The sequence below is a fragment of the Halomonas sp. genome (genome assembly GCF_029263665.1).
Taxonomy (GTDB): domain Bacteria; phylum Pseudomonadota; class Gammaproteobacteria; order Pseudomonadales; family Halomonadaceae; genus Halomonas.
The window spans coordinates 359801-371874 of sequence record NZ_JAJUFQ010000001.1; the positions used below are offsets into that span (position 1 = coordinate 359801).

Below are 12074 nucleotides of genomic sequence, written 5' to 3' on the forward strand. Positions count from 1 at the left end.
GGCAAGCATGGATATCGGAACGTTTCGTGGCGTGATCACTGCCATTCTGCTCATTGCATTCGTTGGCCTGGTGATATGGGCCTACTCCGGGCGCCGCCGCCAGTCCTTCGATGAAGCGGCCCGCCTTCCCTTTGACGACGAGCCGACCGCTCAGCCGCGTCCGGAAGACCATCAAGACAAGGGAGACAAGGCGCTATGACCGCGTATTGGAGTGACGCTCTGTCCGGCTTCTGGAGTGGCTGGATCATCATCATCACCCTCGGCAGCATTGCCTTCGCCTTCTGGTTGCTGGTGGCCAATCGCAAGACCGATACACAGCCCAAGACCGACGGCCAGGTCAGTACTACCGGGCACGGTGCGGATGGCATCGAAGAATATGACAACCCGCTGCCACGCTGGTGGTTCTTCCTCTACATCGCCACCGTGATCTTTGCCTTGACCTACCTGGTGCTGTACCCGGGGCTCGGTAACTTCACGGGCTTGCTTGGCTGGACCCAGGAAGACCAGTGGGAACAGGAAGTCGCTGATGCCGAAGCCCGGTATGCACCCATCTTTGAGCGCTACCAACAGATACCGATTCCTGAGCTAGCCAATGACCCTGACGCCATGCAGGTGGCCGAACGCATCTTCCTCAACAACTGCGCCATCTGCCATGGATCCAATGCCAAGGGCGGCAATGGATTTCCCAACCTGACCGATGATGACTGGTTGTATGGCGGCCAGCCAGAACAGATCGTCACCACTCTGACCCAGGGACGTCGCGGCATGATGCCGCCATGGAAGCAGCTCGGCGAAGACAATATCGAAAACCTGACCCAATACCTGCTGTCACTATCCGGCAACGCCAATGATGAACAGAAGGCCCAGCAGGGCAAGACCCTGTACGCCTCCACCTGCATTGGTTGCCATGGCCCGGATGCCACTGGCAACCAGGCCCTTGGTGCACCGAACCTGAGCGACGATATATGGCTGTATCGTGCTCCTGGTCAGAGTATTGCGGACTCAGTTCGCCAGACCCTGAACGAGGGACGCAAGGGCCATATGCCAGCCCAGGCAGCCTATATCGGCGAACAGCGTGTTCATCTGGTCGCTGCCTATGTCTATGGTCTGAGTCGCCATGAAGGACAGCAGGCACACTAGGGCAAACCAGATCATGAGCCCATGTTGCCGTGGGCTTTGCCAGACAACCGCCGGGAGACAGGCATGAGCGAATCCAGCATCGAACGCTTTATCCCAGCCCAGCAGCTCGACGAGGTCCTGGGCCAGCCAGAGTCAGCAGCAAGTCACAGCCTGTACGAGCGTCGCCAGCATATCTATGTGCGTGAAATTGCCGGACGCTTCCAGCGTCTGCGCAGAATAACCAACTGGATACTGATGCTGGGCTTTCTGCTGCTTCCCTGGGTTCCCTGGGAAGGGCGCCCGGCGGTATGGTTCGACCTGCCAGGACGAGCCTTCCACATCTTCTCGGTGACCTTCTACCCTCAGGAATTCATGTTGCTGTCGTGGCTACTGATCATTTGCGCCTTCGGCCTGTTCTTCATCACGGTATTTGCCGGCCGGGCCTGGTGTGGCTACAGTTGCCCCCAGAGTGTCTGGACCTTCCTGTTTATCTGGGTAGAACATCGTGTCGAAGGTAGCCGTCACCGTCGTATCAAGCGTGACAAATCCTGCTGGAATCTCGACAAGCTATGGCGCAAGGCCTCCAAGCACTTCCTGTGGCTACTGATCTCCCTGATCACAGGCATCACCATCGTTGGCTATTTCACCCCCATGGCCGAGTTGATCCCTTCTCTGGTTCAATTTGACGTCAATGGCTGGACCTGGTTCTGGGTAGGCTTTTTTGTGCTGTTCACCTATGTCAACGCCGGCTGGCTACGCGAGCAGGTGTGCCTGTACATGTGTCCCTATGCGCGCTTCCAGGCAGTGATGTTCGACCGCGATACGCTGACCGTCTCCTACGACCAGCGTCGCGGGGAGCCACGGGGCAAGCACAAGGCCCATTCCCATGAGACGAAGCCTGGTTCCTGTATCGACTGCGAATTGTGTGTACAGGTCTGCCCCACCGGGATAGATATTCGCGATGGCTTGCAATATCAATGCATCGATTGTGCTGCCTGCATTGACGCCTGCGACAGTGTAATGGACAAGCTGGGCCAACCCAGAGGGCTTGTGCGCTACACCACGGAGAATGCGCTGCATGGGCAACCTTCTCGCCTGCTGCGCCCTCGTCTGCTGGGCTACCTGGCGCTCTTGCTGGTGATGCTAGGTGTCTTTCTTTACCACCTTGCCTCACGCACGCCACTGGATATCGACCTCAAACGTGATCGAGGCAGCCTTTATCAGACACTGAGTGATGGGCGCATCGCCAATGCCTATGCGCTTACCGTGCGCAACCTCGACAACCGCGATCATCGCTATGTTATCGAAGCGTCCGGTATCGAAGGTCTACAGATAGACAGCGACAGCATCCTCGTGCCAGCAGGAGAGTCCCGCCAACGCGTACTGACCTTGAGCCTTGACCCTGCTCGCCTCACGACTCCCAGCACGGATATTCGCCTGAGTGTGCATGTACAGGACATGCCTTCGATCACGGTGGAACAGGAAAGTCGTTTCATAGGAGCTACCCCCTGATGAGCCCCGAAGATGTCACTCTGACACCCTGGTACAAACAGTTCTGGCCCTGGTTCATGATCGGCCTGCTGGCATCCTCAATCATGTTCAGCCTGACCTATCTCGCCTTTTCCATCCGTTACTTCGATGGCTCCGTCGGCCAGGATTATTACAAGGACGGTCTTGCCATCAATGCACAGCTGGAAAAACAGCGGCACGCCAAGGCGCTGGGCCTGAGCGCTGAATTGCGCATGGATAGTGTGAGCGGCGATATCACTGTTCGCCTGGATGGCAACTTCAATGGCACGGGTGGTTATCCCGAGAACCTGGACCTCGCTCTGCGCTTTCCCACGGATAACGACCTCGATCAGGAGCTGACCCTGCAGCACATCCGTAATGGCCACTATGTCACCCACCTGGAAAAGCCACTGCACTACCGCTGGTATGTGCAATTACAACCAGTTCCCGGCAAGGACGCGGCATGGCGTCTCAATGGTGTGGCTCAGTTTCCGAGCACCGAGGCCATTCACCTGACACCTGGGCTTTAGGACAGCAATGTCATCCACGTCGTGCTATCACTGCGGATCAGCCGTTCCCCAGACCGGAAGCTGGTCCATCGAGCTGGATGGCCAGCAACATCTTCTATGCTGCCCGGGGTGTGAAGCCGTCGCCCAAGCTATCGTCAACGCCGGTCTCGATAGCTATTACCGCTTTCGCAGCGCCCTCCCCGAACGCCCTCCTGCTTCTGTCGTAGACCAGCAACGCTGGCAAGTCTTCGATGATCCCGGGTTGCAAGGCCGCTTCATCAAGCAACAGGAAGATTGCCACGTCGTCACCTTGGCAGTGGATGGCATTACCTGCGCCGCCTGCGCCTGGCTGATCGAGCACCGCCTCAATGCCCTCGATGGCGTGACCGAGAGTGCCGTCAACCTTGCCCAGCACCGGGTCAGAATATGCTGGCGACCAGAGCTTCTCTCGCTATCGCGCCTGCTCGCCGAGATGGCCGCCATCGGTTATCCCGCCCAACCCTATGAACCTGACCGTGCCAGGGTTCGTCTGCACCAGGAGTCTCGCAAGATGGTGCGACGCTTGATCGTCGCCGCCATCGGCATGATGCAGGTGCTGATGTTCTCGATTCCTCACTATGTCTCGGGCTGGGACGCCACATCAGGAGATCTGAGCGCCGACCTTGAACGTCTTTTTGCTTGGCTGGCACTGATTCTGACCACCCCCGTCGTCATGTTTTCCGCTCAACCCTTCTTCTTCGGTGCTCTGCGTGATCTGCGTAGCCGCACCCTGGGGATGGACGTTCCCGTATCACTTGCCATCGCAGGCGCCTACCTGGCCAGCGTATGGGCCGTGTTCAGCCAGAGTGGCGAGATGTATTTCGACTCGGTCAGCATGTTCACCTTCTTTCTGCTCGCCGGACGTTACATCGAGGCCCGTGCACGAACACATTACGGAAAGGCAGGAAACGCGATGAGTTCGCTGATTCCTGCTGCTGCCGTGCAAGTCGATGCAGGCGGCAACGAGCGCATGGTGCCATCCAGCGAGCTGTTGCCCGGTGACAGGGTACGCGTGCGACCAGGAGAGCAGATTCCCGCCGATGGCATCATCCGCGATGGCCTGGCCAGCCTCGATGAATCCATGCTCAGTGGTGAGGCCTTGCCGAATACACGGACTCTGGGCGATACCGTCAATGCCGGCAGTATGGTCCTGGACAGCCCTGTGGAAATAGAGGTCACGCAAGTCGGCCAGAGTACACGCGCTGCCAGCATCCTGGACCTGACAGATCGCGCCTTCAGTCAGCGTCCGCACATCGCACGTCTGGCTGAGCGCATTGCTCACCGTTTCGTGACACGCTTATTGCTGCTCTGCATCTGCGTGGCACTGGCCTGGTGGTGGATCGATCCATCTCGCAGCCTGTGGGTAACACTTTCCGTACTGGTAGTGTCCTGCCCTTGTGCTCTGGCATTGGCCACGCCAACTGCCCTGACCGTCGCCCATGGGCGATTGCGCCGCTCAGGGGTATTGATCACTCGGGCCGATGCGCTGGAAACCCTGGCCAGGCTCGACCGCATCATCTTCGACAAGACAGGAACCCTGACCCAGGGAAAAATACGCTTGGCGGCCTCACACATTCTCTCCCGGGAATACGATGAAACCTTTCTGCTGGCAGTGGCTGGCACATTGGAATCATCTTCAGAGCACCCCATTGCCCACGCCTTTTTGTCCTGCCAACGTCATGCCATTCGAGCTACTGGTATCATCAACACCCCAGGTCAAGGGCTCAGCGGACATCTGCAACTCCCCCATGACAACGCAACCTGGCGCCTGGGTCAGGCAAGGTTCGCCGTCGATGGTTATTCTCCTCCCCCGCCTCCGGGCCACGGTTGCTGGTTACTGCTGACCCGGGATACAGTCCCCATGGCATGGTTCCAGGTCGATGATTCTCCGAGAGAGGATGCCGCCATTACCCTTCAGTCACTGAAGGAACATGGCCTGAAAATAGAAATCCTGTCAGGAGACAGCGAAAGCAATGTCTCCGCCATGGCTTCCGCGCTCGGCATCACCCGGTGGCGGGGAGCAACCAGCCCTGAAGACAAGCTCGCCCACCTTCAGCGACGTCAGCACGCTGGGGAAGTCGTGGCCATGGTCGGCGATGGCATCAATGACACACCGGTGCTGGCAGGAGCCAACCTGGCCATCGCCATGCCCGGCTCCAGTGACCTGGCCCGCACCCGAGCCGACATGGTGCTACTGGGAGAGCATTTACACGCCATCGTGGAATCCGTCGACGTCGCACGTGCCACGCAGCGAATCATTCGCCAGAATCTCGCCTGGGCGCTGGTCTACAATCTGGTCGCGATTCCCCTGGCCTCCCTTGGGTTCGTATCGCCATGGATGGCCGCACTGGGCATGTCGCTCAGTTCACTACTGGTGGTAGGCAATGCGCTCCGCCTCCGCCCCAGCCGCAGGCAGCCAGCATGAGCATCCTGTTTCTCTTGATCCCTTTATCACTGATCCTGCTCGGCCTGGCGATCTGGGCTTTCTTCTGGGCGGTCAGGAATGACCAGTTCGAGGATCTGGAAGGGCCTGCCTATCGTATTCTGTTCGACGATGACGACCCTCCACCCGGCCCAAAACAGAACGGCCAGAGCGCCCCTCACGAGAAAGATACCCAATGAACCCGACTGGACTGGAACTACCAGCCCTTGCCGCAGCCTTTGTCTTTGGCCTGCTGGGCAGCGCCCACTGCATTGGCATGTGTGGTGGAATCATGAGTGTTCTGACCTTCAATATCCCGCCCAGCATGCGCCAGCCAGCCCGGCTTGTCGGCCTGGTACTGGGTTACAACCTGGGACGTATCACCAGCTATGCAATTGCCGGAGCGTCAGCCGCAACACTGGGCTCCGTGGTGACACTCGCACCAGGCATGCACACTGCAATGCAGTTGCTTTCAGCCCTGATGATGCTGCTGATGGCACTGTACATTGCCAACTTCTGGAAGGGGTTACGCCATGTCGAAAGGCTTGGGCGACACCTTTGGCGGCATATTGAACCCGCTGGACGCAAGTTACTGCCAGTGGTGCACATTCCTCAGGCTGTGGTGCTGGGTGCCATATGGGGCTGGTTACCTTGTGGCCTGGTCTACTCCATGCTGACATGGAGCCTGTCCAGTGCCGACGCCATGGAGGGGGCAGTACTATTGACAGCTTTCGGCTTGGGTACCCTGCCGGCATTGCTGCTCAACGGCCTTGCTGCGCGTCAATTACAACACCTGCTCGCGCTGAACAGTACCCGCTGGACCGCCGCAGCCCTGATTGTCTCCTTTGCCATATGGCAAATATCAAGAGCTACTATGCATCTATAATACATATATTGCCTCAGAACGAAATTCAGAAAAATCAGCGCATTTGCATAAAATTTCAGAAAAAATAGGGTGTATCTCCCCCTCTCCAGAAGAGGTATGCATATCCGCTATACATTTCAAGTGTGTAAAATGACGCCAGTTCTGTGCCAAGCTGGAATAATGATTCCATTGGCACTTTTTACATTTTCGTTCGCAACTGATTATCCACAGGAGCTGTGAATGTCTTCCTCGGCCCAAGACCGACGGCGTTCCCTGCTGCAAGAAACTCGCTGTGACTCCTGCCGACTGAGCTCGCTCTGTCTGCCGTTGTCACTCGACACGAACGACCTGGAACGCTTCGACTCCATAATTCGCCGTCATCCACCGATCAAGAAAGGTACTCGCCTGATCGAACAAGGAGACCCCTTCACCAGCATATATGCCGTACGCTCTGGAAGCCTGAAGCAAACCATCACCGAGGGTAGCGGTGAAGCTCAACTGACCAACTTTTTCCTGCCCAGCGAGATCATCGGGCTCGACGGTATCAGCGATGGCTTGTATACCGGCAGTGTCGTGGCTCTGGAAATGACCACGGTATGCGAGATTCCATTCGACCGTCTCGATACTCTGTCCCAGACGCTGCCCGAGCTCCGCTCTCAGTTGCTGAGAACCATCAGCAAGGAGCTGCACCAGGACCGACGCATGATGCAGCTACTCTCGCGCAAGACTGCCGACCAGCGACTGGCCTGCTTTTTCCTCGGGCTATCCGATCGCTTCAGGCGGCGCGGGTATTCGCCCTTCAGCTTCCGCTTGTCCATGTCCCGCGCGGATATCGGCAATCACCTGGGCCTTGCGGTCGAAACCATTAGTCGCATCCTAGGACGCTTCCAGCAGCAGGACCTGGTCGCAGTTTCCGGTCGTGAAGTGCATATCCTCAACATCAACGACCTGACGAGACTCGCCGACACTGAAACGAACTGAGTCTCGAAAAACAACCACCAATATATGGCGGATACTCCAGCCACTTCATGATGAACAAACAAAAAGGCAACCAATAACCACATGGGCGCCTTTTCGTTTCATATTGAAGCCATGCCTCTACCACCTATTATTGCCAAGTATCCCATGAGCCACACAGTCATCCTTTATTCCACTACTTCTAGCTCTTTCTCCTGACCAGACCAATCATGATCAAGCATGTCATGGATAGCTATTTATATATCCATCAGGATGCCTGACGCTTCAGCCAAAATTCGCGCCCCAGCTCAGGGCTGCACTCTGCTTGGGCCTTATCTGCCGCCGCCAGAGCCATTCGCCGAGCATCCTGAGGAAATGCCAGCAGGCGCCTCATGCACTCTTGCCAGTGATCAGAGTGGTCTTCCGCCAGCAGCCCATCAATCTCATCACTGACCAGATCCTTGTATGGAGAGCGTTGGCTGTAGATACCAACGCCACCCATCAACGTAATATCCAGGAATTTGATATAGGACTTCCCGGCATTGAACGCGGTAGGCCACAGCGGTGCGAGACCGATATGGATGCGGTGCTTGCATTGATAGTCCAGGAAGTTTTTCCAGGGGAGAGAGGACGGCGTACTCACCCGCTTAAGACTGGCCACCTCAGGTGGAGCAAAGCGCCCAAGCATCAACTCGAACTGGACGTGATGGCATGCTTCATGGATCGATGCCAACGCCGGGACAATATGCTCGAGATCCTGCAGATGAGCACGAGTCCCATGAAATCCCACTCGCCATTCAGCCGCCCTGAAATGTTCAAGGCTTGGAGGAACCGCAATCAGCCCGGGCGTCAGAATGCTGACATGGCGATGCCGGTCGACGAAGGTCCTGGCAAGCTGGTCACTGCATGCAATTACCTCATCAGCCAATGGTAGCAGCCGCTTCTGCTCTTCCACCTTGTCAGCCATACGCTGACGATACCCATCCGGCAGCGAATGATCCTGTGCTGCAGCAGACAGATCATCGTCAATCACGTAATACACCCCGGCCAGGAGAGAACGCTCACTCTCCAGAACTTCACACCAAGGTAGCGCCAGGCCACGGCAAACGATGACATGGGCACCGCGCATCAATCCTCGCAACCATGGCCAGCACCAGAGCGGATGACGCCATTTTCGTGTATCCAGACGCGTGATACGAGCGCCACGTTCCTGCAACCATGGGGCAACAGAAGCAAGGAAATAGATGTCTTCCGTAGGCCTGGCTCCATCACTGAGTACCAGCCAGTGAGCCCGTCTCCTGTTCATGCCCGGCGCCTCAACACTGCACCTCCCAGCCATGCAAGCAAAAGGCAGGCCAGCAAGGGAGACAGCACATCCAGTGCCGAGTCCAGGCTCCAGTGATATACCAGCCCGTAGTACCAACTCACCGCATTGCCACCACCACCCTTGTATTCATGCTGTGCGATTTCCCGGCCCAGAAAAACAGCCACACTGATGGCACCTGCCGCCCAACGTCCAAAAAATGGCCACAAGCACACCTGGATACCCATACCGATAACGAAATGCTCAAGATGTGTGCCATTCAATATCATCGACGAGGCCTCAGCGCAGGGAAACTTTTTCTCTTCATCCGCATGCTCTTCATTCACATGCTCTTCATTCACATAGAGCGAAGCCCTGACCTCGCCTGCCGTCACTGTACCCCGTCCCCCAGTGGCAAATGAAGGATGCCAATAATTATCAGCAGAAACCCACAAGAGACCGACGAGAGGTCAGACGTTCCCTCAAAGGTATTCGATCGGTCCTATCGAAACATCAACGAATGCAGTCCTTCTTGCAGAACAAATCACCCACCCATATTTTCATTTAATAACAAAGCATTAACAAAATAATTCCACCACTTCTTTACTCTCCGAAACCAGCATCACCAGTGCTGCTGATAGCTGGCAGCGGACAGTCCATTCCAGTCCTCGGCATCGTTACAGGTGTAACACCGGCTTTTTGAGCTTGCAATATGAGGCATTTGGTCTACTACATTACTTCTTTGGAGACATCAGCTAACAGACGGAATTAATAGTGACACATAAAAGCATTAGAAATTTCGTACTGTGCCATGTAAGAGTACTTCGGATGCCTCTTTGAAAATGGCCTCGCAGGGCTATCACTTCACGTGCAAGGGAACACCACAATGGATATCAAAACAACGGAATTAGGTGGAAGCTTCAGCGATGTACCCTCATGGGTTCTGGAGGGCGACAACCTCGTTTTGGAAGAACCATCCAAGGTGCTGCTGCACCTGGACCCAAATGATATTCAATCCTTCTCTCGCGAAGGCGATGACCTGATCATCGTCACCAATGACGGCCAGGTCATCACCCTGACTGACTTCTATGTAGACCCGGGCACAGGCCCCAGCGAGTTGTATCTCGTCGATGACGAAGGCGCCATCGTGTGGGCAAACCTTGGCCCCGCAGGCTCTGACGGTGTCGTCTTTGCCGAATTCATTCCTACTGGAGAAACGGCTGACTTCGCCATGGTAGCCGCGGGCGGCGCCGAGGATGGCATCAATCCCTGGGCAGTGGGAGGCGCAGCCGGACTGCTGGCCCTTGTAGCCGCCGCCACCGGTGGCGGTGGTGGTGGTGGTGGCGGCGGCGGAGATGATGATGGCCCCACCTCTCCGAACCCGGACACCACCGCTCCGGACGCCCCTGTCGTCAACCCGACCAATGGCAGCACCATCAGCGGTACTGCCGAGCCAGGCAGCACCATCGAAGTCGATACCGATGGTGACGGCAACCCCGATTACACCACGACGACCGACGATGACGGCAACTGGTCGATCACTCCAGATGAGCCGCTTGATGATGGCTCCGAGATCACCGTTACCGCGACCGATCCTTCCGGCAACACCAGTGATCCCACTACCACCACCGTTGACGGCATTGCTCCGGACGCCCCTGTCGTTAACCCGACCAACGGCAGCACCATCAGCGGCACCGCCGAGCCAGGCAGCACCATCGAAGTCGATACCGATGGTGACGGCAACCCCGATTACACCACGACGACCGATGATGACGGCAACTGGTCAATCACTCCAGATGAGCCGCTTGATGATGGCTCCGAGATCACTGTTACCGCAACCGATCCGGCCGGTAACACCAGCGACCCCACTACCACCACGGTTGATGGCACTGCACCGGATGCTCCGGTCGTCGATCCGACCAATGGAGAAACCATCAGCGGTACCGCTGAGCCAGGCAGCACCATCGAAGTCGATACCGATGGTGATGGTAACCCCGATTACACCGCCACAACTGATGATGACGGCAACTGGTCGGTCACTCCAGATGAGCCCCTTGCCGATGGCTCCGAAGTTACCGTTACCGCGACCGATCCGGCTGGCAACACCAGCGAACCCACCACCTCCACCGTCGACGCCACGGCTCCGGATGCTCCGGTTGTCGATCCGACCAATGGAGAAACCATCAGCGGTACCGCTGAGCCAGGTACCACCATCGAAGTCGATACCGATGGTGATGGTAACCCTGATTACACCGCCACAACTGATGATGATGGCAACTGGTCGGTCACTCCAGATGAGCCCCTTGCCGATGGCTCCGAAGTTACCGTTACCGCGACCGATCCGGCTGGCAACACCAGCGAGCCCACCACTTCCACCATCGATGCCACGGCTCCGGATGCCCCGGTCATCAACCCAACCGATGGTAGCGTGATCAATGGTACTGCCGAGCCGGGGTCCACCGTCGGCGTCGATACCGATGGCGATGGTAACCCCGACTACACTGCACCAGTGGATGATGCAGGCAACTGGTCCGTCACTCCAGATGCTCCGCTGGATAACGGCACCGAAATCAGTGCCACCGCCACTGACCCGGCGGGCAACACCAGTGATCCGGCCACAGTAACCGTCGACACCTCGATCGTGATGGCACCCGTGATCATCACGGCTGACGACGATGTGGGTGCCATCACGGATTCGCTGTCCAGCGGCGACAGCACCGATGACACCTTGCCGGTCCTCAACGGCACGGCACCTGCCGACAGCACCGTGACCATCTTCCAGGATGGCACCGAGATTGGCACAGCAACCGCTGATGCCGATGGCAACTGGAGCTTCACCCCGGATGCCGAACTGGCCGAAGGCGACTACAGCTTCACCGCCACCGCAACCGTCGACGGCAACACCTCCGATCCGAGTGCCGCCTTCGAGCTGACGGTCGACACCACTGCGCCGGATGCCCCGGTTGTCGATCCGACCGATGGCACGGAAATCACCGGTACTGCGGAACCGGGATCTACGGTCAACGTCGATACTGATGGCGACGGCACCCCGGACCTGACCGCCGAGGTCGATCCCGACGGCAACTGGAGCGTGACCCCAGAAACTCCGCTGGATAATGGCACCGAAATCAGCGCTACCGTCACTGACCCGGCCGGCAACACCAGCGATCCCGTCACCGCTACGGTGGATACCTCTGTTGTCATGCCGCCGGAAATTGGCTCGGTGACTGATGATGTCGGCGACGTGGTGGCTGACTTGGCTAGCGGTGACAGCACTGACGACACCCTGCCGACCCTCACCGGCACCGCCGCTGCCGACGCGACCATCACCATCTTCCAGGATGGCACCGA

At 57.5% G+C, this 12074-nt stretch carries 11 protein-coding genes; 9 read left to right on the forward strand and 2 right to left on the reverse strand.

Annotated features, from left to right (window positions below; all coding sequences use genetic code 11):
* Positions 1–7: 7 nt before the first annotated feature.
* From Q1K07_RS01605 to fnr, 8 genes are all read left to right on the forward strand, one after another.
* Complete coding sequence (locus Q1K07_RS01605) at positions 8–199, forward strand: cbb3-type cytochrome c oxidase subunit 3 (protein ID WP_300306795.1); 192 nt, start codon at positions 8–10, stop codon at positions 197–199.
* Entirely contained in the window at positions 196–1140 is a 945-nt protein-coding gene (gene ccoP / locus Q1K07_RS01610) for a cytochrome-c oxidase, cbb3-type subunit III (RefSeq protein ID WP_300306798.1), read from the forward strand. Before Q1K07_RS01605 ends, ccoP begins: the two co-directional genes overlap by 4 nt.
* A 150-nt stretch (positions 1141–1290) precedes the next feature.
* On the forward strand, positions 1291–2631 hold the full coding sequence (ccoG, locus tag Q1K07_RS01615; protein WP_300306851.1) for a cytochrome c oxidase accessory protein CcoG: 1341 nt from the start codon (positions 1291–1293) through the stop codon (positions 2629–2631).
* Complete coding sequence (locus Q1K07_RS01620) at positions 2631–3158, forward strand: FixH family protein (RefSeq protein WP_300306801.1); 528 nt, start codon at positions 2631–2633, stop codon at positions 3156–3158. Before ccoG ends, Q1K07_RS01620 begins: the two co-directional genes overlap by 1 nt.
* Before the next feature lie 7 nt (positions 3159–3165).
* Complete coding sequence (locus Q1K07_RS01625; RefSeq protein ID WP_300306803.1) at positions 3166–5601, forward strand: heavy metal translocating P-type ATPase; 2436 nt, start codon at positions 3166–3168, stop codon at positions 5599–5601.
* Positions 5598–5798, forward strand: coding sequence for a cbb3-type cytochrome oxidase assembly protein CcoS (gene ccoS / locus Q1K07_RS01630; protein ID WP_300306805.1), 201 nt, complete (start codon positions 5598–5600; stop codon positions 5796–5798). Before Q1K07_RS01625 ends, ccoS begins: the two co-directional genes overlap by 4 nt.
* Positions 5795–6484: a sulfite exporter TauE/SafE family protein gene (locus Q1K07_RS01635; RefSeq protein WP_300306807.1), complete on the forward strand. Its 690-nt coding sequence runs from the start codon at positions 5795–5797 to the stop codon at positions 6482–6484. The genes ccoS and Q1K07_RS01635 overlap by 4 nt, the downstream gene beginning before the upstream one ends.
* A 219-nt stretch (positions 6485–6703) precedes the next feature.
* Positions 6704–7444 carry a fumarate/nitrate reduction transcriptional regulator Fnr gene (gene fnr, locus Q1K07_RS01640; RefSeq protein ID WP_149283516.1) on the forward strand — a complete coding sequence of 247 codons (741 nt, stop codon included), beginning with the start codon at positions 6704–6706 and terminating at the stop codon, positions 7442–7444.
* Positions 7445–7688: 244 nt separating this feature from the next.
* Here the strand turns inward: fnr and Q1K07_RS01645 are convergent, their stop codons facing one another.
* Entirely contained in the window at positions 7689–8726 is a 1038-nt protein-coding gene (locus Q1K07_RS01645) for a glycosyltransferase (RefSeq protein WP_300306813.1), read from the reverse strand.
* Positions 8723–9118 carry a hypothetical protein gene (locus tag Q1K07_RS01650; RefSeq protein WP_300306815.1) on the reverse strand — a complete coding sequence of 132 codons (396 nt, stop codon included), beginning with the start codon at positions 9116–9118 and terminating at the stop codon, positions 8723–8725. The genes Q1K07_RS01645 and Q1K07_RS01650 overlap by 4 nt, the downstream gene beginning before the upstream one ends.
* A gap of 491 nt (positions 9119–9609) precedes the next feature.
* On the opposite strand from Q1K07_RS01650, the gene Q1K07_RS01655 reads away from it, so the two are divergent.
* Positions 9610–12074, forward strand: a 2465-nt coding sequence (locus tag Q1K07_RS01655; RefSeq protein ID WP_300306818.1) for an Ig-like domain-containing protein, incomplete at its 3' end; no start/stop codon positions are given.

Bases quoted from the DNA above. Each gene is read 5' to 3' on its own strand.
- ccoP (WP_300306798.1), top strand. From the start codon at position 196: ATGACCGCGTATTGGAGTGACGCTCTGTCCGGCTTCTGGAGTGGCTGG.
- Q1K07_RS01605 (WP_300306795.1), top strand. From the start codon at position 8: ATGGATATCGGAACGTTTCGTGGCGTGATCACTGCCATTCTGCTCATT.
- Q1K07_RS01635 (WP_300306807.1), top strand. From the start codon at position 5,795: ATGAACCCGACTGGACTGGAACTACCAGCCCTTGCCGCAGCCTTTGTC.
- Q1K07_RS01620 (WP_300306801.1), top strand. From the start codon at position 2,631: ATGAGCCCCGAAGATGTCACTCTGACACCCTGGTACAAACAGTTCTGG.
- ccoS (WP_300306805.1), top strand. From the start codon at position 5,598: ATGAGCATCCTGTTTCTCTTGATCCCTTTATCACTGATCCTGCTCGGC.
- Q1K07_RS01645 (WP_300306813.1), bottom strand. From the start codon at position 8,726: ATGAACAGGAGACGGGCTCACTGGCTGGTACTCAGTGATGGAGCCAGG.
- fnr (WP_149283516.1), top strand. From the start codon at position 6,704: ATGTCTTCCTCGGCCCAAGACCGACGGCGTTCCCTGCTGCAAGAAACT.
- Q1K07_RS01625 (WP_300306803.1), top strand. From the start codon at position 3,166: ATGTCATCCACGTCGTGCTATCACTGCGGATCAGCCGTTCCCCAGACC.